Here is a 25115-nt window from a genome sequence, read left to right as displayed (position 1 = left end):
GCCCATCTTTATGCTTGTATTGCCTTCACACGTCGCCTGTTTTTTGTGAGAGGGTGACGTAAAATGGTATCTCCACTTCCTGATGGCCCTTGATGACATGTCTGATCTATTGCCGAACGACTTCAAGATTGCTCCGTCGATCTTGTCAGCTGACTTCGCCCGTCTAGGGCAAGAAGTCGATGATGTACTCGCCTCTGGTGCTGACATCGTTCACTTCGACGTGATGGATAACCACTATGTGCCCAACCTCACCATTGGGCCGATGGTGTGCAAGGCGCTGCGTGATTACGGCATTACGGCCGAAATTGATGCGCATCTGATGGTGACGCCGGTGGACCGCATGATCGGGGATTTCGCCGAGGCGGGCGCCAGCTACATCACCTTCCACCCAGAAGCCTCTGGCCACGTTGATCGCTCCTTGCAGTTGATTCGTGGCGCAGGCTGCAAGTCGGGCCTGGTCTTCAATCCGGCCACACCGCTGTCTTACCTTGATTACGTGATGGATAAGGTCGACATGATCTTGCTGATGAGTGTCAACCCGGGCTTCGGCGGCCAGTCCTTCATCCCGGGTACGCTCGACAAGCTGCGTGAAGCACGTCGTCGTATCGATGCCTCCGGCTACAACATCCGCCTTGAGATCGACGGTGGCGTGAAGGTGGATAATATCGCCGAGATCGCACGTGCTGGTGCGGATACCTTTGTTGCGGGCTCTGCCATCTTCAATGCCCGTCGCGATAGCGATGCCAATCGTTATGACAGCGTGCTGGCCAAGCTACGTGCTGAGCTGGCCAGTGTGCGTGGCTGACAGGGACATGGACGAGCCAGAAGCTGCCAAGCCGTCAGGCAGTGAGTGGTTTCTATATCTGCTGTTGACCGCGCAGGGGCGTCTATATACCGGCATCAGCACGGACGTGATGCGACGGTTAGGCGAGCATGAGTGTGGCAAGCGCGGTGCACGTGCCTAAGAGGGAAGGGGCCGCTGACACTGTGTTATCAACAGGCGGTGGGTGATCGTTCGCGTGCACTCAAGCTTGAGTATCGCGTCAAGCAGCTCAGCGTAGCCGCCAAGCGGCAGTTGATTGCCGGCGAGTTGAAGTTGGATAGCTTGCTCGAGTAAGCATCAAGGTTGATTGTTATCAGGATTGAGCGCCATCAGTAGCCATGGCGAGACCTTGAACGTAAAACGCCCCAGCGGAGTTCGCTGGGGGCGTTTTACGTTATGCATCGTGATGTAGCAGGAGAGCAGGGTTCAGCGATTGATCAATGCAGCTTCATCTTCGGGCGCAGATAGCGATTGAGTCCGTCGACGATAACTGTCATTCCCGTCTTGACCACACCGTGTATCGCCATCTGGTGCATGCGATACAGCGAGGCATAGAAGAACTTGGCCAGGCGACCCTCGATGAACAGTGAGCGAGCGGAGGCGCCACGCATCAGTGAGCCGACCGCGTCGAAGTGTGCCAGCGAGATCAATGAACCGTAGTCCTTGAAGAGGAACTCTTTCAGTGGCTTGCCGGCCAACGCAGCGCGCAGATTCTTGACCATCAAGCTGGCTTGCTGGTGAGCGGCCTGGGCACGGGGCGGAACGCGCTTGTCGTCCGGTTGCGGGCAACTGGCACAATCGCCCAGCGCGAAGATGAACTCATCATCAATGCTCTGCATGGTCTGATGAACCTTGACCTGATGATTGCGTTCGGTGGACAGGCCCAGTTCCGAGAGGAACGAAGGCGCACGAATGCCGGCGGCCCACACGCTCAGATCAGCCTCGATCAGCGTGCCATCGGCGGTAGTGATGCCACGTGAGTCAGCGCAGGTCACGCGAGTATCGACATGAATATCGACGCCCAGCTTGCTCAGTTCCTTGGCGACTGGTTTGCCGATACGTTCTGGCAGGGCGGGCAGGATACGTGGCGCGGCTTCGATCAGGTGTACCTTTACCTGGCGGTCTTCCAGAGAGGAGAAGCCATAGCTGTGCAGCATCTTGGAGGCATCAAACAGCTCTGCGGATAGCTCCACGCCCGTGGCACCCGCGCAATGATGGCAACGTTGAGCTGCTGGCGCTCACATTTATCACCATTGGCGCTGAAACGCAGGAAGGTATCGAGCATGTCGCGACGGAATTTCTCGGCCTGCTGCGGGCTATCTAGGAAGTGGCAATACTCGGCCACGCCTTCGGTACCGAAGTCATTGGAGACACTGCCCAGTGACAGCACCAGATAATCATAGCTGAGCTGACGAGCAGGCAGCAGTACGGTGCCCTTGGTATCGTGAATGGCTGCCAGTGTCAGCTGCTTCTCTTCGCGCTTGAGGCTTTCAAGCGTACCGCGCTGAAACTTGTAGCCGTGGGTCTTGGAGTGACCCTGATAGGACACTTCATCGAGGCCGGAATCCAGCACGCCAGTGGCCACTTCATGCAACAGTGGCTTCCAGATGTGCGTGGAATTGCGATCAATGAGGATGATTTCGGCTTTCTTCTTGCGACCCAGCTTGTGGCCAAGCTTGGTGACAAGTTCTAGCCCGCCAGCGCCACCGCCGACAACAACGATGCGAGGAATAGCCATGTGTAGCTCCTGAAAGTGACAAGATCGAAAAGGACAGACAAATCTGGCTGTCGCCGGAGCGTCGGGCTGCGCGGTTTCTCGATGTCACTGGCGCCACACCCGGAGGGACGGTCGACTGAATGGCGCTATGGTAACGCTCTGGATGGCATGCTAATAGTGGTTGAGGCAAGTAATGTAGTTTTTATACGATATTTTCCAACGAAAGTTGAGAAACGTCGAGTTGCATGAATAGACTCACTCGCAACGAGTGTTTTCAGGCTGATGACATGACAGGAAATTTTATGCCCGATACCATTGTAGATGGCCTCGCAGCGACTTCTCAGAGAGCCTCTGAACTCAGCCACCCGGCACTGCAGGGCATTGCGTTGGTCGCCTTTGATCTCGACGGTACCTTGATCGACTCCGTGCCGGACCTGGCTCACGCCGTTGATCTGATGCTTGAGGATGAAGGGCTGTCGGCATTGGGCGAGACACGTGTGCGTGATTTCGTTGGCAATGGCTCGCGTGTGCTGGTCGAGCGTGCATTACAGGCACATGGACGGCAAATCGATGACATCGATATGGTCGAGCGCGCGCACCATGCATTCATGACGCATTATGCGGCAGATCCCAGTAGTCGTACGCGATTGTACTCTGGCGCGCGTGAGTGCCTGGATGGTTTGCATCGAGCAGGTCTGTCGCTGGCGTTGATTACCAATAAGCCAGAAGACTTCATTGCGCCACTGCTGGAACATTTCTCACTGGCGGAGCATTTCGTGCTGGCGCTAGGTGGTGACACTCTACCGACACGCAAGCCAGACCCTGCACCGTTACTGTTCGTTGCTGAGCGTTTGGGCGTGACGCCGAACCAGGCGTTGATGGTCGGTGATTCTCGTCATGACATCGCGGCCGGCAAGGCGGCAGGCTTCCGTACGTTAGCCGTGCCTTACGGTTATAACCATGGTGACCCGATCTCTGCCAGTCAGCCGGATTATCTAGTGGAATCACTCGCTGCGCTGGTGGCCACTTATTGATATGCCATACGGCGTGATCTTGCCTGTCGAGAGCACTGCTGCCACTCGTCGGCAGTGATAGACTCTGCAATACACGTCGGCCACGTGCTGGCAGAGCATCCCCCGTGCAAGGAACAGCAGGTCATGATGACCCCACAACGCTTCGCTGAATTGGCCGATGCCGGCTATAACCGCATTCCTGTTACCCGTGACGTGCTGGCAGACCTCGATACACCGCTATCGACGTATCTCAAGCTCGCCGACATGCCGTGGACCTTCCTGTTGGAGTCCGTGCAAGGCGGCGAGAAATGGGGGCGTTACTCCATCATTGGTCTGCCGTGCCGAGAGCGTATAGAAGTGCGTGGACAGGTTGTCTCGCATCTGGTCAATGGCGAACAGACGGGGGTGGCTGAGGTGGAAGACCCGCTGGACTGGATCGAGACATTTCAGACTCGCTTCCGCGTGCCGGTAATAGAAGGTGCACCGCGATTCAATGGTGGTCTGGTGGGTTACTTCGGGTATGACACCGTGCGTTATATCGAACCGAAGCTGCGTGGCGTCGTGAAGCCGGACCCGCTGGGTGTGCCGGACATTCTATTGATGGTCGCCGATGAGTTGGTCATCTTCGATAATCTGTCGGGCCGTCTGACGCTGCTGACGCATGCTGACCCTGCCAACGACAATGCCTACACCGCTGCCTGTGAACGCCTTGAGCGACTCGAGATTCAGCTGCGCAGTGCCACGCTGAATACTGTAAGCCCCGGTACGGGGGGAGATCCGGTCAAGGAGACCGATTTCACTTCCGGCTTCACCGAGGAAGGTTTCAAGGGTGCCGTCGAGAAGATCAAGGAATACGTGCTGGCCGGTGACGTGATGCAATGCGTGCCGTCTCAACGGATGTCGATTCCTTATCGCGCCGCACCGTTGGACCTTTATCGTGCGCTGCGTAGCTTGAATCCGTCACCGTACATGTTCTTCTTCAATTTGGATGATCACCACGTCATCGGCTCGTCGCCGGAGATTCTCTCGCGCCTTGAAGATGGTGAAGTCTCTGTTCGCCCCATCGCGGGAACGCGTGTGCGTGGCGCGACGGAAGAAGAAGATCTCGCGCTCGAGAAAGACCTGCTGTCTGACCCGAAGGAAATCGCCGAGCATCTGATGTTGATCGATCTGGGGCGTAACGATGCAGGTCGTATCAGCCAGACAGGTACCGTCAAGGTGACCGATCAGATGGCGGTTGAGCGTTATTCTCATGTCATGCACATCGTGTCCAATGTCACTGGCAAGCTGAAAGAAGGCCTTGGCCCGATGGATGTGCTGCGTGCGACCTTCCCGGCAGGTACGCTGTCCGGCGCACCGAAGATTCGCGCGATGGAAATCATCGACGAGCTGGAGCCGGTCAAGCGCGGTATCTACTCGGGCGCGGTGGGCTATCTCTCCTGGCACGGCAATATGGACACCGCGATCGCGATTCGTACCGCAGTGCTCAAGGACAAGGTGCTGCACGTACAGGCCGGTGCCGGTATCGTTGCCGATTCTGTGCCGCAGTCTGAGTGGGATGAAACGCTCAACAAGGGGCGGGCGCTGTTCCGCGCCGTCGCGATGGCCGAACGCGGCCTGGATAATCTGGACTGAGTTGCGCGCGCGGCGAAGTGATCACAGGAACGGGTGTACCGTTAAGCCGTTCCTGCGATTGACACCCTCGTCAGCTCAACGCACTATTGATGACATGACAATACGCTCCCAGTACGAATTCAGCCTGCAGTGGTGGCGCTCCTGACAAGGGGGCGGCTTTCGCATGTCTGAAGTTTGAGGACGTACGACCACGAAAATGCCGCCGACCAGGGCGGCATTTTCGTTACTGGATGGCAGGCGCGGAATCACAGGAGAGCAGGCAGCGACGCATTCATTTGCCTCATGACCCGCTCCCGATAATGGACACGAACCATGCAAGCATTTACTTCCCGGGATGCCAGCACTCCTCGCGTGCTGATGATCGATAACTTCGATAGCTTTACCTACAACATCGTCCAGTACCTGAGTGAGCTGGGGGCTGAGGTGATCACGATACGCAATGACGCCTTGACGCTTGACGATATCGAGACGCTTGCGCCGTCACATCTGGTGTTGGGGCCAGGCCCGTGTACGCCTAATGAAGCGGGCATCACGATGGATGTCATTCGTCACTTTGCCGGTAAGCTACCGATTCTGGGCGTCTGCCTTGGCCACCAGGCCATCGGTCAGGTGTACGGTGGCAAGGTGGTGCGTGCATCGCAGGTGATGCACGGCAAGACATCAGCCGTGCGTCACAACAATAGTGGTGTTTTCGCTGGACTGGCTGAGCCATTGGAGGTGACCCGCTACCATTCGCTAGTCGTGGATCGTGATAGCTTGCCAGCAACGCTTGAAGTGACCAGCTGGACAGGTGATGACGATGTGACTCCGCAGCTGATCATGGGTCTGCGTCATCGAGAGCTTGATGTAGAGGGTGTTCAATTCCACCCTGAGTCAATCCTTACTTTGCAGGGTCATGAGCTTTTAGCTAATTATCTAAAAAGAAGTGCGGTTTCCAAGAGCACTTGATTGGTTGATGTTGTTGCAGAATTTCCCTGCTCCTTTTTATTGTCATGCGCCAGTGATGACTGTTTAGCGCTCACGGAGAGATTGAACATGCAGATGCGAGAGGCGATCGGCGCAGTGATGCGCCGCCAGCACCTGAGCTACGACGATACCCATGCAGTGATGATGGCGATCATGACGGGCGAAGCGACCCAGGCGCAGATAGGCGCACTGTTGATGGCGCTATCCATGAAGGGCGAGACGGTTGATGAAGTGGCCGCTGCTGCTCAAGTCATGCGTGAGTTGATGACGCGCGTCAGTGTGCGTGCCACGGATGCGGTTGATATCGTCGGTACCGGCGGTGACGGCGCTAATCTATTCAATGTCTCCACTGCAGCCAGCTTTGTGGTGGCGGCAGCGGGTGGTCATGTCGCCAAGCATGGCAATCGCAGTGTTTCTTCCTCCTCTGGCAGTGCGGACCTGCTCGAAGCCGCCGGTATCAATCTTGCGCTGAATGCTGTGCAGGTGGGGCGTTGTATCGATGATATCGGAGTCGGCTTCATGTTCGCGCCGAACCACCATGCTGCGATGCGCCACGTCATTGGTCCGCGCCGTGAGTTGGGTGTGCGCACGGTATTCAATATTCTTGGTCCGTTGACCAATCCTGCTGGTGCTACTCGCCAGGTGCTAGGCGTTTATGACGCCGCACTAGTGCCATTGATGGCCGAAGCGCTCAAGCGACTCGGGGCTGAACATGCGCTAGTCGTACATAGCGATGATGGATTGGATGAGATTTCACTGGCGGCACCGACGCTGGTCAATGAGCTGAAGGATGGTGAGATTCTCGAGTATCGTATCGCGCCGGAAGACTTCGGGATCGCGCGTCAGTCGCTCGATTCACTGGCGGTAGAAACCTCTGACGACAGCCTCAAGCTGGTGCAATGCGCCTTGAAAGGGGAAGAGGGGCCCGCTGGTGATATCGTCGCGCTGAATGCTGGTGCTGCACTTTACGTCGCGGGTATTGCCGATAGTCTCAAGGAAGGCGTCAACATTGCCGAAGATGTGCAGGCCAGCAAGCTGCCGTTTGAAAAGATGAAAGAGCTAGCGGACTTCACACGCGTGTTTGCCCAGGTCAATAGCGAAGGAGCGTCTCGCTGATGAATACTGATAGCCTGAGCGGTGCCAGTGACAAGGTACTGCCGACCATTCTGGCCAAGATTCTGGCGCGTAAGGAAGAAGAGATTTCCGAGCGTAGTGCTGCGGTGAGTGAGGCTGACCTGCATGCCCTTATCGAAAAGCAGAGCGCACCGCGTGGCTTCATTGCAGCATTGACGTCACGGATTGACCGCGGTGAGCCCGCGATCATTGCCGAGGTCAAGAAGGCCTCGCCGTCAAAGGGTGTGATTCGTGAAGACTTCGTGCCAACCGAAATTGCCGTGGCCTATGAGCAGGCGGGTGCCGCCTGTCTGTCCGTGCTGACCGATGCCGATTTCTTTCAGGGGCATGAAGACTTCATGATCGAGGCGCGCGACGCCGTCTCGATCCCGGTGATCCGCAAGGACTTCATCATTCATCCGTACCAGGTGTTGGAAGCACGTGCCATTGGCGCTGATTGCATCCTGCTGATCGTCGCGGCACTGGATGATGTCCAGTTGAGTGCGCTATATGCACAAGCGCGCGAACTGGGCATGGACGTGCTGGTTGAGGTGCATGACGCGGAAGAGCTCAAGCGTGCATTGGCGTTGGGCATCGAGTTGGTTGGTATCAACAATCGTGACCTGCGTACGTTTGAGACATCGCTGGAGACCACGCTCGACCTGTTGGCAAACATGCCAGAGGGTGTGCGTGTCGTGACTGAGTCTGGTATTCACACTCGTGACGATGTGGCGAAAATGCGTGATGGCGGCGTACATGGATTCCTGGTCGGTGAAGCCTTCATGCGCTTTGCTGACCCAGGGGTAGGCCTGAAAGGGCTGTTCTTTTGATTATTAATGGCATGATAAAATACTGATTAATTATCCTTGAGATAATAAAAGCCCGCATCGTTAGTCTGTTGCGGGCTTTTTTATGTGCCTGTATTAGCTTTTAATGGCGTTGATCCTCAAGAGATTTTGCGCGCTACGATCAGCGCATCAGCAATTTCCTCAACCCCTGCACCGTGGCTATGGCGGGTTAGCCAAGTGGGCTCCCAGCCGAGTGAGGCACGATGCTTGATAATATTGGCTACGCCAACGGTGTGCCGGAAGGTGGCAAACATCGGCGCATCATTCGGGGCATCACCGACATACATCACCTCGTTTTCCAGCTGCATGCGGTCGAGCCCAAAGGTTTCGGTCAGCAGACGTACAGCCATGCGTGCCTTGTCGAATTCACCCTGCCAGGCATTGATGTGAATGGAGCTGGCGCGCGCCTGAATACCGGCCGCGGTGAACCCGGTAATGATGGCTTGGATCTCCTGTTGGGATAGGGGAGTCACGGCTTGGCAGTGGTCTACCGCGACATCGGCGAAGCGGAAGGGTTGATCTTGTGCGAGTGCCGCTTGCGGATGATTGAGCAGCAGCTGACGCGTGACTGTCATCACATGCCGCTGACGTGCCCGTAGACGCGCCTCATCTTCCCACCAGGTGGTCAGTAATCGTTGGCCTTGCAAGCGAAAAGCAAAGGCGCCGTTCTCGCCAATCACAGCGGCGACGGGCCAGGTGCGCGCAATGTGATCACACCAGCCAGCACAGCCCCCAGTGACTGGAATGACCTGGATGCCAGCTGCGGCCAGACGCTCCAGTGCTGCTAGCGTCGAGGCATTCAGACGGCCTTCTCGCGTGAGAGTGTCGTCAATATCAGTCAGCAGATAGCGAATGCCTGACAGCGTGCTGGTGGGACAATGGGCAAAGGCTTGCATGGTGAATCCGACCATCCTTATGGGCGACGAGGCGCGAAATACGCTGCGAGTAATATCTGTTCAATTACGACTCAGGTGGTAAATCTGACCTGTAGTGAGTGCTTGCCTGCTGCATTCAGTGCTGTGCGATAGTCTGCGCGATGCGGCGGTTCGTCGGTGACCAGCAAGTCGACAGCGTTGAGCGTGCCAATACGGCACATGGCGGCACGCCCCCATTTGCTGGCATCCACGACCAGGATTCGTCGTTGCGCATGATCGAGCAGAGCGCGGCTGACCGCTGCTTCTTCAGGGTCGAAATCCAGCAACCCCTTGGCATCCAAACCTCCACAGCCCAGCACGGCAATATCCACTTGATGACGTGTAAAGAACGCCACAGTGGCACTGCCGACTACGTCAAGGTCCTGCGGTCGTAGTCGTCCTTCGGCCAGCTGTACGCCGATATCGGGGTGGTTGGATAACACTTGCGCGACTTGCAGATTGTTGGTGATGACACGGAGGCCGCGCCGAGCGATCAGCGCTTCTGCGACCGCGACCACACTGGTGCCAATGCCGAGTGCAAGTGAGGCACCATCGGGGATTTCATCGACCACTCTAGCCGCCATCTTCTGCTTGGCAGAGCGTGCCATGACGCTGCGCTGAGAGTGGACGAGATTGTGACCGCCAGGTGGACGCTCGATGCCACCATGGCGCCGGCGTGCCAATCCGCGTTCACATAACGCGCCGAGATCACGCCTGATGGTCTGTGGTGTGACAGAAAAATGCGCCGCCAGCGGTTCAACCGCCAACTGGCCTTCGCGCGCCAGCCGTTCGAGAATTTGCTGCTGGCGTGTGGTCAGGACATCAGGCCTTTGGCTTCCTGCCCCCTTGTTCTCGACGCTTTGGCTATCGATTTCAACATTCTTGTTCATGACGACCTCAACATGAGGACTGCTCGGTAGTGCTGATTACTGACGGACTCTCCTCACTGAAGATACTCGGATCATCACTGATCACAGCATCAACTCCCCAAGCCCAACGTGGTGCAAAGGCGGCTGCATCGTTGGGTGTATAGCAGAGCAGCTTACGACCGCTAGCTGCGACATCGCTGGCGGCAACGCGGGTGAGTGCGCGCCAGTCGGCATGCACTGAGACGGCGGAAAGCTCATCGGCCAGTACCAGCCAATCCTTTGGGATGTCGTCGTAGAGCAAACCGATATTGACGACGGCATTCTGTTGGCGCGTCAGACGCAATGCTTGCGGGTCGAAGGAGGAGATGATCAAGCATTCTGCGGGGAGATGAGTAACAGCCATGGGGATGACGGCATCAATCAGCGCTTGCACGTCATGGCCGGGGCTGAGCTTGAGTTCCAGATTGAGACCCATGCCGAGACTGGACAGCAGTGTGAGCATGTCTTCGAGTGTGGCCATGCGCTCATTGGCGAAGCAGGCATTGAACCAGCTACCGGTATCCAGTGCCTGTGCAGTGGCTAGATCAAGATTCTTGAGGCGACCACGGCCATCTGAGCAGCGATTGACGCTGGCATCGTGCCAGATGACCGGGGTGCCATCACCAAGTAGCTGGACATCCAGCTCGACCCAGCTCAAGCCGGCCTCATGCGCTGCACGGACTGCCGCGAGAGTATTTTCAGGTGCATAGGCGGACAGGCCGCGATGAGCGATCGCCAGCGGTAAAGAGAGCGCGTCAGAAGAAGGCAATGACGATGATGACATCTGTGATCCTCGCGTATTCGTGGCGTGGGCTCGCGTCGACTACACGAACCCTTCTGCAGCATTACCATCTAATGATGACGCTATGGGAGCAATCGATTTCGATGACAAATGATGAGATGTTAAATGTTGGGGCTGCTCATGCCAGCCTATTCAGCTACATGTCGTCAGTCGCCGGCCATCAGCGCCAAACAGATGTGCACGGGCGGGGGTTATCGCCAGCCGAAGCTGCTGATCTTCCGCCACGACATGCTCGCCATCCAGGCGTACCACCAATGGTTCGGTCTGGCCGGCCAGGCGGCAGTAAGCGAGGGTGTCAGCACCTAGCGGCTCGACCAACTCTACTTGCACGTTCAGTTCAGCAGCGCCTTTTGGCAACGGGCTATCGGTTTCCAATACATCGAGATGCTCAGGGCGGATACCGAGGGTCAATGTGTTGTTGATGACAGTATCGATGACAGTAGTTTCCGGTCTCAGCGCTAGACGTGCTCCGCAGGGAAGGGCAAGCGTGGCATCCTGGCCGCTGCCTTCTGAAGCATCTTCGAGCGTGGCATCAAGAAAGTTCATGGCTGGAGAGCCGATGAAGCCAGCGACAAACTTGCTGGCTGGCTTGTCATATAGCGCCATCGGCGTCCCGAACTGCTCGACATGCCCCTCATTCATCACTACGAGCCTGTCCGCCAGGGTCATGGCTTCAGTCTGGTCGTGCGTTACATAGACCGAAGTGACCTTGAGGCGCTTCTGCAGGCGGCGAATTTCCAGGCGCATCTGCACGCGCAGCTTGGCATCGAGATTCGAGAGCGGCTCATCGAACAGGAAGACCTGCGGCTTTCGAACGATGGCGCGGCCCATGGCAACGCGCTGGCGCTGGCCGCCGGAGAGTTGCTTTGGGCGACGATCGAGCAGCTCGGTCAGTCCCAGCAGCTCGGCGGCCTCACTGACGCGTTGCTGTATCTCGTCCTTGGGCGTGCGGCGATTGCGTAGGCCATACGCCATGTTGTCGAACACGCTCATGTGCGGATAGAGCGCGTAATTCTGAAACACCATCGCGATGTCGCGCTCGGCGGGTTCGAGGTCATTGACGCGCTTGCCGTTGATCTCGAGATCGCCCTCGGAGATATCCTCGAGACCGGCCAGCGTACGCAAAAGAGTGGACTTGCCGCATCCGGACGGGCCGACGATGACGATTAGCTCGCCCTCACCGAAATCCAAGTCGATGCCGTGCAGGGCCTTGTAGCCATTGGGATACTGCTTCTTGAGCTGCTTGAGTGTCAGTGTTGCCATGAGATGAATATCCAAAGCGGTGCCGTGACAGGCATGAGAGCGGCCCATCACGGCGGAACGGAATCAGGTGGCCGGGCGCAAGGCATCAGGTAAAAGATAAAAGGAGCGCGAATCACGAGGTGCCGGGGCGAGAGGAGGTCACTTCTCGCTGTCCACCAGCCCCTTGATGAAGTAGCGCTGCATGAACAGGATCACCAGTACCGGCGGACCCATGGCCAACAAGGTGGTAGCGGTGACGTCCTGCCAGGGCACCAGGCCATCGCCGGTAGTCAGCATGCGCTTGAGGCTGACGACGATGGTCAGATAATCGGCATCGGTGGTGATCAGCAGCGGCCACAGATACTGGTTCCAGCCGTAGATGAACATGATGACGAACAGGGCAGCGATGTTGGTCTTCGACAGTGGCAGTAAAATATCCTTCAGGAAGCGCCACGGGCCAGCGCCGTCGATACGCGCCGCCTCGACCAGCTCGGCAGGAATGGTCATGTAGAACTGACGCAGCAGGAAGGTCGCGGTAGCACTGGCGATCAGTGGCAGAATCAGCCCCGCGTAGCTATCCAGCATGTTGAGGTCAGCCACCACCTTGAAGGTCGGCAGGATGCGTACCTCCACCGGCAGCATCAGCGTGATGAAAATCAGCCAGAAACACAGCTTGCGGAAGCGGAACTCGAAAAACACGATGGCATAGGCGGCAAGCACCGAGATGATGATCTTGCCGAGTGCGATGCCCAGCGCCATGATCATCGAGTTGAACAGCAGTGTCATGACATCGGCGCCCAGACTGCTGACGGGGTCTTCGAGCAGATGGCGGTAGTTGTCGAGTCCTGCCTCGCCTATCCATACGGGGGCGACGTTGGAGTAAAGATCGCCCATTTCGTGGGTACTGGCGCTGAAGGCGATCCACACCGGCAGGAAGAACAGGGCGCAGCCGACAATCAGTAGGAGGTGGCTTGCGATATCAAGCCCGGGGCGGTTGTAGCGCATCAGTACTGCACCTTCTTCTCGACATACTTGAACTGGATCAGCGTCAGCACGCCGACGATGACCATCAACAACACCGACTGGGCGGCACTTGAGCCCAGGTCCTGCCCGACGAAACCATCCTCATAGACCTTGTAGACCAGGGTGCGCGTCGAGCCGCCCGGGCCACCGGACGTGGTGGCATCGATGGTGCCGAAGGTCTCGAAGAAGGCGTAGACGACGTTCATTACCAGCAGGAAGAAGCTGGTCGGCGAGAGTAGCGGGAAGGTGATGGTCCAGAAGCGACGCCACGGGCCGGCGCGGTCCATTGCGGCAGCCTCCAGCAGACTCTTGGGGATTGCCTGTAGGCCAGCGAGGAAGAAGACGAAGTTGTAGCTCATCTGCTTCCAGATGGAGGCCAGTACCACCAGCAACAGCGCTTGGTTGCCATTGAGGTTGTGATTCCAGTCGATGCCGATGGCAGACAGCAGCTCCGGCAGGATGCCCAGCGTTGGGTCGAACAGGAACAGCCACAGCACACCGGCCACGGCAGGCGCGACCGCATAGGGCCAGATCAGGAAGGTCTTGTAGGTGTTGGCGCCGCGAATCACACGATCAGCGAGCACGGCCATTCCCAGCGCCAGTGCCATCGCACCCAGCGCGACCGAGAAAGAAAAGACCATCGTCGTCCAGAGTGTCTCGAGGTATTCCGGCTCGCTCAGTACGCTGATGAAGTTGGTGAGGCCCGTGAATTCACGCGACAACCCGAAGGCATCCTCAATATAGAAGGCCTGCTCGATGGCTTGAAAAGCCGGCCAGAAGAAGAACACGCCAACGATGATCAGCTGGGGCGCCATCAGTAACCACGGCGTGATGGGATGTCGGTTGAAGTGGGCCATGCAGGAGGTATCTCGCAAGAGGTGAGGCACTGACGGAAGCCGTTGCGCTTGGAACATTCAGCGAGCCCCTGGGCAATGCCACCACCCGGCGTTCACTCTAGAAAGGAAGAAAGAGACGGGAAAGTGCACCTGTTTCTCGTATGCACTTTCCGTTCTCTGTCACTGTGCGTGAGGTGTCGCATGTCAGATAGATCATGGGCGGGCTGCGAGGCAGTCCGCCCATGGTTCATGCGCGTGAATGATCAGCCGTTGGCACGCTCGAATTTCTCGAGCAGCTTGTTGCCGCGCTCGACAGCATTATCGAGGCCGTCCTGCACGCCTTCTTTGCCTGCGAAGATCTTTTCGAGTTCTTCATTGATGATGTCGCGGATCTGCACCATGTTGCCCAGACGCAGGCCTTTGGAGTGTTCTGTCGGCGTGGCGCTGGTCATCTGGGTGATGGCGACATCCGTGCCCGGATTCTTGTCGTAGAAGCCTTGCTCGCGAGTCAGCTCAGCAGCAGCGGTGGTGATCGGCAGGTAGCCAGTGAATTGGTGCCAATCTGCCTGGACTTCCGGCTTGGAGAGGTACTGGAAGAACTTGGCGACGCCTTGTATTCCTCATCGCTGTGACCGGACAGCACCCACAGGGAGGCGCCGCCGATGATGGAGTTCTGCGGGCTATCGATCACGTCGCTGTCGTAAGGCAGTGGCGCAACGCCGAACTCGAAGTCTTTGGTACTTTCCTTGACGCCGGCGTAGCTGGCGGAGGAGGCCATCAGCATGGCGCATTCGCCAGAGTAGAACTTGGGCGCGGCATCATCGAAGCGACCGCCGAACACGAAGCGCTTGTCGGCTTGCCAGTCATCAAGACGCTGAATCTGATCAACGACTGCAGTCTTGTTGAATTCCAGACGTGCGTCGCTGCCGGCAAAGCCATTGGCCTGGCTGGCGAAGGGCACGTTATTGCGCGCGGAGAAGTTTTCCAGCATCACCCAAGACGGCCAGGTCGTGGTCAGACCACAGCTGCCTGCGCCGGAATCAACCACCTTCTTCAGTGCTTCGCCAAGCTCTTGCCATGTGTCGGGCACGGACTCGACGCCAGCCTTGGCCAGCATATCCTTGTTGTAATAGGTGACCGGCGTGGAGGAGTTGAACGGCATTGACAACATCTGGCCATCAGTATCGGTGTAGTAGCCGGTCACGGCGGATAGATAAGCTTTCGGATCGAAAGCTGCACCTTCTTCAGGAGCATACTTGTCCATCAGCTGGTAGACCGGCATGATCGCGCCCTTTGCGCTCATCATGGTGGCGGTGCCGACTTCGAAGATCTGTACGATATCCGGGCCCTTGCCCGCACGGAAGGCGGCGATGGCAGACGTCATGGTCTCGGAGTAATTGCCCTTGAAGACCGGCTTGACGATGAATTCATCTTGGCTCTTGTTGAAATCGGCAGCGATCTCGTCAACTTTCTTGCCTAGTCCACCACCCATGGCATGCCACCATTCCACTTCGGTGGCGGCGAGTGCGCTGGTCGATGCAGCAGCAAATCCGGCCGCTATGGCCAGGCTGATGAGGCGACGAGTGGCGCGAGTACTAAGGGTTGCTTGATGAGTCGGGCGGCGCATGGTCGAACTCCTGAAAGGTTCCCTGGCCAGTGTTCGCAATGGAACGGGTGCTGGCCGCTGACGATCAATGGCGAGAGCGATCAAGTGAACATTTTTTTGTTCTTTTCATGATCGTCCGAAAAGCGTAGACGACTTTAAAGCGCTATCCTTACAACTTTGTGACAGGTTGATGTTCATTCGAGGATGTGTCGTTGTTGAAGTGTGTATCTGATGCAAGGGTTTTCCTGTGTTCATCGAGATGGTTTCCGGTCACCGATGTGTAACGGATAATCAGTCGATAAGTGGCCTTGTAAGCCATCGCTAGACGAGTGTGCTAGGCTTGCGCGCTGAAAATGCCTGTGGCGGAGAATCCGATGAAAGTGGTTGAAGTGAGTGCCGGTGCTCGGCGTGATGCGTGTCTCGCGATGCTGTGTGCTGAAGTGCATGGCCGTGAAGGTGGTCTGGATGCGCTGGTGAGTTATGCCGGTGTTCGCGGTGTCTGGTTCGAGAACGAGAGCGCGCGGCTGTTCGCGTTGGTGGATAGCGGTGAACGTATCCACTCGGTCGCGCTGTTGGTGCTCGACGAGAATGCCCGTGGCCTCAATCTGGCGCTGTGGGCAACGCCGCCGGTACATCGCGGTCACGACCACGGCATCGCGCTGGTGTCTCAGTTGTCGGAACACGGCCGACTGCAGGTTCGCCTCACCGATAGTGCACTGGTCAGTGTGCTACGCCGCACCGGTATCAATGACTGGCTGGAGGCAGAGGCGGAAGGCGATCGTCCGCGTGAACTGGTTGGCATGAATCCAGCGGCGCGCGTTGGCTCCTTGGCGGCGCTCGATGAGCCGCTGCGTCTGGATCGTGAGCGAATCAAACGTACCTTCAAGGCACGTCCGAAGGACTTCGAGACCTATAAGAACGCCTTCGTGCGTGATCTCGAACACTTCTCCCGCCACGTCTGATACTCGTCATTCCATCGGCCTTTTCTCGATACGAAAATTGTGCACTATTGACGAAAAAAGCCCCGCTCATAGAGCGGGGCTTTTACGTTTTCAGCTGACTACCATTCACTTTCTACCAGCAACAGCAGAGTGATGCGCTGCTATCAGGCAGCATTCTGCTGATCGTTGGAGGAGGTACCTTCGGTACTCATTGTCTGGCGCACGAAAGCATCGAACTCGAAGTGATCGACGGTCAGCATGTCGAGGACCTCGGCTTCAAAGGTGCGCATGAAGTCGCCATCTTCGCCGGACAGAATACCTGCCTCGACTGCTGCTTCGATGCGCTCTTCCGGGGACAGGGCGTCAGCGGGAATCTCGCCCTTGTGATATGCCTTGGCCAACGTCTTGTAGATAGGCTCTGCGCGCGGATAGTCCTTGAGCAGCGCGTTGTAGCGCGCGAGGGCATTGTCCTGCTGGCCTTCGTCCTGCACATCCCAGGTATTGGCGGTCAGCTTGGTGCGTAAGGCACTGTCGGTGGAGACGGCGCGGGCGATTTCACGCGTCAGCGTATCCTTCGGCATCGCGAACTGACGGCCACGCGGTAGGGCAATGACACGCAGGATGGTACCGAGTGCTCGGTTGGGCAGATTGGCGAATAGCTCATCCAATGCCGTCTCTGCACGATGCAGCAACCACTGCATGCTGTAGTGGAACAGCGCCTCTTCGTGCTCGGTAGCCTCTGTCTCGTGCCACTGCTTTAGCGTCAGTGATGCCAGATACAGATTGGATAGCACATCACCCAGACGCGCAGAGAGCATCTCGCGTGCCTTGAGGCTGGCCCCAAGGCTCGCCATGGCCGCATCGGCAGACAGCGAGAAGGCGGCGCTGACGCGATTGATGTGGCGTGCGTAAGGGGTAGCGATCGCATCGAAGCCACTAGCCTTGCCACCGATGCCGAAGCTTTGGGTGAAAGCGCGGGCCGCGTTGCCGAAGATCAGGCCTGCGTGGCTGAAGAAGGCGCTATCGAAAGCGTTGAGGTCATCAGCATCCTTGGCTGCCAGTTCATCGAGTACATATGGGTGGCAGCGAATTGCCCCCTGACCGAAGATCATCAGGTTGCGAGTCATGATGTTGGCGCCTTCCACCGTGATGGAGACAGGGGTGCCCGCATAAGCCACGCCGATATAGTTGCGCGGGCCCAGTGTCACGCCACGGCCGCCGTGGATGTCCATGCCGTCCGCCAGCAGCGAGCGGGCCATTTCGGTCAGCTGGCTCTTGAGGATGGCGGAGGGCACGGCCGGCTTGTGGCCATTGTCGATCATGTTGGCGGTATGCAGCACCGCGGCCTGGCTGATGTAGTTCATCGCGGCCATGCGAGCCAACGGCTCCTGTACGCCTTCCATCTCGGCGACAGGCAGGTTGAACTGACGACGGACACGCGCAAAGCCAGCGCTCCAGCCCAGTGCATAGCGCGAGATACCGGCAGAGCCTGACGGTAGCGTGATGCAGCGACCCACGGACAGACATTCGACCAACATCTTCCAGCCTTGACCTGCCATCTCCTGGCCACCGATCAGGTAGCTGAGCGGAATGAAGACATCCTTGCCGAAGATGGGGCCATTCATGAAGGGGGCGCCGATCGGGTGGTGACGACGGCCGATATCCATGCCATCGGTGTCTCGTGGAATCAGAGCACAACTGATGCCGATATCTTCCACATCGCCCAGCAGGTGCTCCGGGTCAAACATGCGGAATGCCAGACCCACTACGGTGGCGACTGGTGCCAGTGTGATCCAACGCTTCTCGAAGTTGAGGCGAATACCGACGACTTCTTCGCCTTCATGCATGTCACGACACACGATACCGGTGTCAGGGATTGAGGTCGCGTCACTACCGGCACGCGGCCCGGTCAGACCGAAGCAGGGGATCTCGCGGCCATCCGCCAGGCGCGGCAGATAGAAGTCTTTCTGTTCTTCAGATCCATACTTGAGCAGCAGCTCACCCGGGCCGAGGGAGTTGGGCACACCGACGGTGACCATCAGCGTCTCGTTGACCGCAAGCTTCTGCAGCACCAGTGACTGTGCCTTGGCCGAGAAGCCGAGGCCGCCGTACTGCTTGGGAATGATCATGCCGAAGAACTTCTCGCGCTTGAGAAATTCCCACAACTCAGCGGGAAGATCCGCGCGCTCGCGGGCGATCTCCCAGCTGTTGGTCATGCCACAGGCGATGGAACATTGCTGGTCAATGAAGGCCTGTTCTTCGCTGGAAATGCCGTCATTTCGCTGTGCGGTGAGAGTGTCCCACTGCGGCTTGCCAGAGAACAGTTCGGCGTCCCAGAACACGGTACCGGCTTCCAGGGCGACTTTTTCGGTCGCGGAAACCTTCGGTGAGACCTTCTTGAACATGTCGAACAGACGCGGGCTAAGCCACTTGGTGCGCAGTGCCGGTAGGCCGCAGATGGCTACCAATGCTGCTGCGATCAGCAACAGGCTGCCCAGTATTGGCGCATCAACACCAAGGCCGATCAAGCCGGTGACGGCCAGCACACCAATGGCGGCGAGTGCGCCGGCTTCACGCGCCATGACGGTCAATAGACCGGCAAGGGCGACAAGGATAAGGATGATCTGCGTCATGGCAGGACCTCCGGGTAGCGAGGGGATGAGCTCTAGAGAATGGCCTTCTTCACCAGCATAGCAGCCATGCGTTTAGAACAGTTGTTTGAATTATGTTCAGAGTATCCCATGTTCTCACTCTCTGCCAGTTCACCCAAGGTCGAATGCCTTCCAGTATCAGGTCCGCTGTGTGAGCGATAGACACAAAAAAGGCCCCGCGATGCGGAGCCTTTCGCTGGCGGGAAGCACTGAGGGCTTCCCTATATCAGTCGTTGATCGGGACTGAATCGATCTGACGCTTGGATGGCTGCTTGGCCGGAGTGCCAGGCTCGACCACGAAGTAGTCAGCCTTGGAGGCAGGTAGTGCCTCGCGGCCACGAATCTTGTCGGCCATTTTTTCGGCCAGCATGATCGTCGGCGCATTGAGATTGCCCGTCGGGATGATCGGGAATAGCGATGCATCCACGACACGCAGGTTCTCGAGCCCATGTACGCGACCTGCGCCGTCGACGACAGAGGTCGCATCACTGCCCATTCGGCAGCTGCCACATGGGTGGTAGGCGGTCTCGGCGTGGTTACGTACGTACTCGTCGAGCTCTGCGTCGGTCTGTGCTTGCGCGCCTGGTGCCAATTCCTGTCCGCGATAGTCGTCCATTGCCGGCTGCGCGATGATTTCGCGCGTCAGGCGAATGGCGGCACGGAATTCCTGCCAATCACGTTCTTCAGCCATGTAGTTGAAGAAGATCGACGGTGCCGCCTTGGGATCCAGCGAGGTCAGGCGAACGCGACCCTTGCTTTGGGAGCGCATGGAACCGACGTGTGCCTGGAAACCATGACCTTGTACGGCGCTCTTGCCGTTGTAACTGATCGCGATCGGCAGGAAATGGTACTGCAGGTTCGGCCATTCTTCGTTGGTATCGCTGCGAATGAAGCCGGCAGCTTCGAATTGATTGCTGGCGCCAATACCGGTGCCCTTGAGCATCCATTCCAGCCCGATCGGCGGCTGGTTGTACCACTTGAGTGACGGGTACAGTGAGATCGGCTTGGTGCACTCATACTGGATGTAGAGTTCCAGGTGATCCTGCAGGTTTTCACCCACGCCCGGCAGGTGATGCACCATCGTCACGCCCAGCGGCTCGAGGTTTTCACGGTTGCCGACACCAGAGCGCTGCAGAATCTGCGGTGAAGCGATGGCACCTCCACACAGCAGCACTTCCTTGCGTGCGCGAACGCGATGATCCTGCCCTTTACGCTCGTATTTCACGCCAACGGCTGTCTTGCCTTCGAAGAGGATGACATCAGTAGTGGCGCGCGTCTCGATGGTGACGTTAGGGCGCTTCTTTGCAGTATCCAGGTACCCGCGGGCGGTGGAGGCGCGACGCCCATTCTTGGTCACGAAGCGGTCCATCGGGCCGAAACCTTCCTGCTGGTAGCCATTGACGTCTTCGGTGGCCGGGTAGCCAGCCTCGATACCTGCGGCGATGAAGGCGTGGTACAGCTCGTTGTTACCTTCCTTTGGCGTGGTCACGGAGACCGGACCATCGCCACCGTGATAGTCGTTCGCGCCGATGTCACGTGTTTCGCACTTGCGGAAGTAGGGCAGGCACTGACGGTAGTTCCAGTCGGCGAGGATCGGATCCTTGGCCCAGTTATCGTAATCCAGCGCATTGCCACGGATGTAGCACATGCCATTGATCAGTGAAGAGCCACCCAGGCCCTTGCCACGACCACATTCCATACGGCGGTCATTCATGTGCGGCTCGGGATCGGTACGGAAATCCCAGTTGTAGCGCTGGCCCTGAAGCGGGAAGGCCAGTGCCGCCGGCATCTGGGTGCGGAAATCGAAGCGATAATCGGGACCACCGGCTTCCAGCAGCAGCACGCTGATATCAGCATCTTCGCTCAGGCGGGTGGCCAGCACGTTACCGGCGCTACCCGCACCGATGATGACGTAGTCGTATTCACGATCGAAATGGCTCATGCATTCTCCTCAGGCATTCTGCGTCTCTGTCATGAGACATCACAGGGCTGGCGATTGACTCGTGGGTCTTGTCGGAATCATCTGGTCTCGTGGCAAGACCCGAGTGATCGAGCTGGCCCCGCAGGGCAGAAGCGTCAAATGGTCAGGGTCATAACTATCATCGAGCTATCATTGATTGATATGCATCGATGACATGGCATCGTCAGTGCCTTGCGTGACGTGAAGAGCAGTCAACGGAGGGTACGACGAGACATGGGAATCAGGGCACTGACCGCACCGCATGGCTGTCATCCGATGGTGAACCCATTGAGATGAAAGCGGACGCTCAGTGCAGTCCGGCATGACGAGTGATCGCCATGCCGGCAGGTAGGACATCGGGTGCTTTGCTGTCCGGCACCCGCCGGATAAACCCTTCAAGCAGGCCAGCGCGCTCAGGTCGCTGCTGGCCAAGGACTTGCGAGCTTTGTGTTCTGAGGCCTTAGAAAGCGGACTCGAACGGCCCCATCTCGATCAGAATAGACTTGGTCTGGGTGTAATGCGCCAGCGTTTCTACGCCGTTCTCACGGCCGATACCGGACTGCTTGTAGCCACCGACCGGCATTTCAGACGGAGATTCACCCCAGGTGTTGACCCAGCAGATACCGGCTTCGAGCTGATGAATCACGCGATGCGCGCGGTTCAGACTCTCGGTGAACAGGCCAGCAGCCAGGCCGTAGGTAGTGTCGTTGGCGCGACGGATAACTTCTTCTTCGCTATCGAAAGACAGAATGGCCATCACCGGACCGAAGATCTCTTCCTTGACGATGCGCATGTCATCGCTGCAATCGGTGAAGACGGTCGGTGCTACCCAGGCGCCCTTGGCGAATTCGCCTTCGGTCATGCGCTCGCCACCGGCAATCAGACGCGCTCCATCCTGACGGCCGATCTCCAGGTAGGAGATGACCTTGTCGAGGTGCTCAAAGCTGACCATCGGGCCAAAGGTGGTGGAGTGATCCTGCGGATCGCCTGCCTTGATACGAGCGACACGCTCGAGAATCTTGGCTTCGAAGGCATCCTTGACGCTGGACTCGACGAACACGCGAGTACCGTTGGTGCAGACCTGACCGGAGCTGTAGAAGTTGGCCATCATGGCACCGTCGGCAGCACGATCGAGATTGGAGTCCGCGAACACCAGCAGCGGGGACTTGCCGCCCAGCTCCATGGTGACTTCTTTCAGGCTCGAGGAAGCGGACGCGGACATGACCTTCTTGCCGGTACCGGCTTCTCCAGTGAAGGAAATCTTGGCGATGTCCGGATGTTCGGTCAGCATCACACCGACGCGAGCGTCACCCTGTACGACGTTGAACACACCGTCTGGTAGGCCGGCTTCGGTGAATATCTCGGCCAGCTTCAGTGCAGTCAGCGGAGTGACTTCGCTGGGCTTGAAGACCATGGAGTTGCCAGCAGCGAGTGCCGGGGCAGACTTCCAGCAAGCGATCTGTATCGGGTAGTTCCAGGCACCAATGGCGCCAATGACACCTAGCGGTTCCTTGCGGGTGTAGACGAAGGCTTCCTGGCGCAGCGGGACTTGGGTGCCTTCGATAGCCGGCGCGAGGCCTGCGTAATATTCGAGAGCATCGGCGCCGGTCACGACGTCGGCCACTTCGGTTTCGGACAGCGGCTTTCCGGTGTCGAGAGTCTCGATTAGTGCCAGCTCATCGTTGCGCTCACGTAGCAGGTCGACGGTACGACGCAGGATGCGCGAACGCTCCATGCCGGTCATCGCAGCCCACACTTTCTGCCCCTTCAGAGCGCTTTCGACAGCGGCATCGACATCAGCGCCGTTGGCCTGCTGAATCTCGGCGATGACTTCGCCTGTCGCAGGGTTGACGGTCTCGAAGGTTTCGCCGGAAGTGGCTTCCACTCGACGGCCACCGATATAAAGGGTCTGGATCGGAAAGCTAGTATTGTCGTTAGCCATGCTTGCGCTCCTAAAGGATTCAGGGAAATGGGGATGGGTGTTCATGACGGAACGTTAAAGGCTGCCGTCACTGATAAAACGTTAGTTTTCAGCCTGGCAGCAGGCGCAAAGGTCAGGCGTGCTTTCCGGTTCGGCGATCATCGAGGTGCTTGCGTGAAGCGCTAGCTGATACTCGACATACTCATAGGCCAAACGACGTGCCCGCTCAATATCAAGGCCATCCGGTGCCAATGCGCCACGCAGCCAAAGACCATCAATCAATGCGGCGAGCCTGTTGCAGCATCGCGCGCCTCGTCACGTGGCATGGCGCGTCGGAACCGTGCTGACAGATTGGACACCAGCCGGCGATCGTTGACCCTCTGCAGGCGTTCAAGCGGTATGCGGTGCATGCTGGAGGCCCAGAACGCCAGCCATGTCTTGGAGACGGTCTGACTGACTTGGCTACGATCGAAATTACCGTCGATCACGGCATGAAGATGACTGCGCACATCATCGTTGGCCAGGTTGGCACGGCGTTCACTGACAGCACTGCGTAGATCAGTCAAGATCTGACGCATGGTGGCTTCCATCAAGCCATCCTTGCCGCCGAAGTAATGGCTGATGATGCCGGCGGAAACGCCTGCGTGGCGTGCAATGCGCGCCACAGTCGCATCGGCCAAACCTGCCTCATCGATAGCCTGCATGGTGGCCAGGATCAATTGGCGGCGACGGATGGGCTCCATTCCCACTTTCGGCATCAGCTTGCTCCTTGTCGAGTGGCATATCGGGGGAATCACGTAATGATGCTAGGGTACGTGTTTGTTACCGTTTTGCTGAAAGCCACATGTATTCTGCTCCGGCGCCCCGTTATTGTTGGGGCAGGTATGATGCCCTTGATCGGCTGACCCTTCATGACACAGGGAAGCATGAGGAAGTGCATCACCCAAAATATTTTATTGAACGTTCAATTAACAAAAATTGTAGTGGCTACCGGGATGTGCGTCAAGTTGCATAATAGATACTTATTGAAAGTGGGGCTTGGTAAAACGCAGGATGTCAGGTAGAACACTGGGTAACACTGTCAGGGTATCTTGATATATGCGCCATGGTGCTCTGTGCAAGGCGGTGACTTATGCAAGAACATTGCGTATTACGGTGTATGGATGCCGAATGAAAATCGAACAACAAGACAAGGGGTAGGCATGAAACCATTATTGGGTATTGCAGTGTTGCCGGTAGGTCTGGCGATGGGACTACTATTGGTGCCGCAGGCACAAGCAGAGGTATCGAAGGAGTGCCGCACGGTGCGTTTCGCTGAGGTTGGCTGGTCAGATATCACGGCGACCACGGCATTAACACGCAGTGTGCTTGATGGGCTGGGCTACAAGACCACTTCTGACACCATCTCCGTGCCGATTGCCTATGCCGGGATGAAGAATAACGACTTCGATGTCTTCCTGGGTAACTGGATGCCGTCGATGGCATCGATCAGTGATCCGTACATCGACAAGGGGCAGGTCGAACGCCCGCGTGCCAATCTCGAAGGTGCCAAATATACCTTGGCCGTGCCGCAGTATGTGCTCGATGCAGGCGTCACGTCAGTGGCTGACCTTGCCAAGAACATCGACAAGTTCGATGGACGTATCTACGGCATCGAAGCTGGCAATGATGGCAACATGATCATTTCCGACATGATTGATGATGATGCCTTCGGCTTGGGAGAATTCGAGATGATTGATTCTTCCGAGGCCGGCATGCTGGCTGAAGTGAAATCAAAGATTTCTGCCAAGGAATGGATCGTCTTCCTAGGCTGGGAACCGCACCCCATGAATACGCGTTTTGACATGGGCTATCTGAAAGGCGCCGATGACTACTTCGGTCCGAACTTTGGTGGGGCGACTGTCTATACCAATACCCGTGCGGGCTACAGTGCCGAATGCGGTAACGTAGGCACCCTGTTGGCCAATCTGGAGTTCACGCTTGAGATGGAAAACCAGGTCATGAGCGACATCATGGATGAGGGTGCTGATCCTGATGAGGCTGCCGTAAGCTGGCTCAAGGATCATTCGCAGGTATTGGATGCTTGGCTGAAAGGCGTGAAGACTGTTGATGGCGAGCAGGGCCTTGCTGCAGTAAAATCTTCTCTGGGGCTTTGAGTCATCCTGACGCGCGGCGAGCGTGTCAGGAGAGAAGAGC

The 25115-nt window shown here is 57.5% G+C and carries 18 protein-coding genes and 3 pseudogenes; 9 read left to right on the top strand and 12 right to left on the bottom strand.

Annotation, left to right across the window (positions count from 1 at the left end; all coding sequences use genetic code 11):
* Positions 1-97: 97 nt before the first annotated feature.
* Complete coding sequence (gene rpe / locus BF12_RS0105470) at positions 98-805, top strand: ribulose-phosphate 3-epimerase (RefSeq protein WP_024951398.1); 708 nt, start codon at positions 98-100, stop codon at positions 803-805.
* Between the two features lie 7 nt (positions 806-812).
* Positions 813-965 (top strand): GIY-YIG nuclease family protein, encoded by a 153-nt coding sequence (locus BF12_RS23345; protein ID WP_345917365.1) that lies wholly within the window; start codon positions 813-815, stop codon positions 963-965.
* A gap of 295 nt (positions 966-1260) precedes the next feature.
* Here BF12_RS23345 and BF12_RS18805 read toward each other — a convergent pair.
* Positions 1261-2561: pseudogene (locus BF12_RS18805) on the bottom strand (NAD(P)/FAD-dependent oxidoreductase).
* 281 nt (positions 2562-2842) lie between these two features.
* On the opposite strand from BF12_RS18805, the gene BF12_RS0105455 reads away from it, so the two are divergent.
* From BF12_RS0105455 to trpC, 5 genes are all read left to right on the top strand, one after another.
* Positions 2843-3574, top strand: coding sequence for a phosphoglycolate phosphatase (locus tag BF12_RS0105455; RefSeq protein WP_024951397.1), 732 nt, complete (start codon positions 2843-2845; stop codon positions 3572-3574).
* Positions 3575-3700: 126 nt separating this feature from the next.
* Positions 3701-5188: an anthranilate synthase component I gene (gene trpE, locus BF12_RS0105450; RefSeq protein ID WP_024951396.1), complete on the top strand. Its 1488-nt coding sequence runs from the start codon at positions 3701-3703 to the stop codon at positions 5186-5188.
* 312 nt (positions 5189-5500) lie between these two features.
* On the top strand, positions 5501-6136 hold the full coding sequence (locus tag BF12_RS0105445; protein WP_051510752.1) for an anthranilate synthase component II: 636 nt from the start codon (positions 5501-5503) through the stop codon (positions 6134-6136).
* A gap of 87 nt (positions 6137-6223) precedes the next feature.
* The gene (gene trpD, locus BF12_RS0105440; RefSeq protein ID WP_024951394.1) at positions 6224-7270 is read left to right on the top strand and encodes an anthranilate phosphoribosyltransferase; all 1047 of its coding nucleotides are present in this window, start codon (positions 6224-6226) and stop codon (positions 7268-7270) included.
* Positions 7270-8097 (top strand): indole-3-glycerol phosphate synthase TrpC, encoded by an 828-nt coding sequence (gene trpC, locus BF12_RS0105435; RefSeq protein ID WP_035159148.1) that lies wholly within the window; start codon positions 7270-7272, stop codon positions 8095-8097. The genes trpD and trpC overlap by 1 nt, the downstream gene beginning before the upstream one ends.
* 116 nt (positions 8098-8213) lie before the next feature.
* Here the strand turns inward: trpC and BF12_RS0105430 are convergent, their stop codons facing one another.
* The 7 genes and pseudogenes from BF12_RS0105430 to ugpB all read right to left on the bottom strand — a co-directional run bounded on the left by BF12_RS0105430 (position 8214) and on the right by ugpB (position 15467).
* Positions 8214-9011, bottom strand: a complete 798-nt coding sequence (locus tag BF12_RS0105430) for an HAD-IIB family hydrolase (protein ID WP_024951392.1) — start codon at positions 9009-9011, stop codon at positions 8214-8216.
* 71 nt (positions 9012-9082) lie between these two features.
* Positions 9083-9919 (bottom strand): DeoR/GlpR family DNA-binding transcription regulator, encoded by an 837-nt coding sequence (locus BF12_RS0105425; protein ID WP_051510750.1) that lies wholly within the window; start codon positions 9917-9919, stop codon positions 9083-9085.
* A 7-nt stretch (positions 9920-9926) separates the two neighbouring features.
* On the bottom strand, positions 9927-10721 hold the full coding sequence (locus BF12_RS0105420; RefSeq protein ID WP_024951390.1) for a glycerophosphodiester phosphodiesterase family protein: 795 nt from the start codon (positions 10719-10721) through the stop codon (positions 9927-9929).
* 150 nt (positions 10722-10871) lie between these two features.
* Positions 10872-12002, bottom strand: a complete 1131-nt coding sequence (locus BF12_RS0105415; protein WP_024951389.1) for a sn-glycerol-3-phosphate import ATP-binding protein UgpC — start codon at positions 12000-12002, stop codon at positions 10872-10874.
* Positions 12003-12140: 138 nt separating this feature from the next.
* A complete protein-coding gene (gene ugpE / locus BF12_RS0105410; protein WP_024951388.1) occupies positions 12141-12986 on the bottom strand; it encodes a sn-glycerol-3-phosphate ABC transporter permease UgpE in 846 nt (281 codons plus the stop codon).
* The gene (gene ugpA / locus BF12_RS0105405; protein WP_024951387.1) at positions 12986-13861 is read right to left on the bottom strand and encodes a sn-glycerol-3-phosphate ABC transporter permease UgpA; all 876 of its coding nucleotides are present in this window, start codon (positions 13859-13861) and stop codon (positions 12986-12988) included. Before ugpA ends, ugpE begins: the two co-directional genes overlap by 1 nt.
* Before the next feature lie 242 nt (positions 13862-14103).
* A pseudogene (ugpB, locus tag BF12_RS18800) lies at positions 14104-15467 on the bottom strand (sn-glycerol-3-phosphate ABC transporter substrate-binding protein UgpB).
* A 353-nt stretch (positions 15468-15820) separates the two neighbouring features.
* Here ugpB and BF12_RS0105395 point away from each other — a divergent pair.
* Positions 15821-16408, top strand: coding sequence for a hypothetical protein (locus BF12_RS0105395; protein ID WP_024951386.1), 588 nt, complete (start codon positions 15821-15823; stop codon positions 16406-16408).
* Between the two features lie 143 nt (positions 16409-16551).
* Here BF12_RS0105395 and BF12_RS0105390 read toward each other — a convergent pair whose 3' ends face one another.
* The 4 genes and pseudogenes from BF12_RS0105390 to betI all read right to left on the bottom strand — a co-directional run bounded on the left by BF12_RS0105390 (position 16552) and on the right by betI (position 23623).
* Complete coding sequence (locus BF12_RS0105390; protein WP_024951385.1) at positions 16552-19020, bottom strand: acyl-CoA dehydrogenase; 2469 nt, start codon at positions 19018-19020, stop codon at positions 16552-16554.
* Positions 19021-19264: 244 nt separating this feature from the next.
* On the bottom strand, positions 19265-20980 hold the full coding sequence (gene betA, locus BF12_RS0105385; protein ID WP_024951384.1) for a choline dehydrogenase: 1716 nt from the start codon (positions 20978-20980) through the stop codon (positions 19265-19267).
* Positions 20981-21458: 478 nt separating this feature from the next.
* Entirely contained in the window at positions 21459-22940 is a 1482-nt protein-coding gene (gene betB, locus BF12_RS0105380) for a betaine-aldehyde dehydrogenase (RefSeq protein WP_024951383.1), read from the bottom strand.
* 81 nt (positions 22941-23021) lie between these two features.
* Positions 23022-23623, bottom strand: a pseudogene (gene betI / locus BF12_RS18795) (transcriptional regulator BetI).
* 498 nt (positions 23624-24121) lie between these two features.
* On the opposite strand from betI, the gene BF12_RS0105370 reads away from it, so the two are divergent.
* The gene (locus tag BF12_RS0105370) at positions 24122-25075 is read left to right on the top strand and encodes a choline ABC transporter substrate-binding protein (protein ID WP_024951382.1); all 954 of its coding nucleotides are present in this window, start codon (positions 24122-24124) and stop codon (positions 25073-25075) included.
* Positions 25076-25115 lie beyond the last annotated feature (40 nt).

The sequence above is a fragment of the Cobetia crustatorum genome (genome assembly GCF_000591415.1).
Lineage (GTDB): Bacteria > Pseudomonadota > Gammaproteobacteria > Pseudomonadales > Halomonadaceae > Cobetia > Cobetia crustatorum.
Note: the sequence above shows the minus strand (reverse complement) of the source record. Positions and strands in the feature narration are given on the sequence as shown.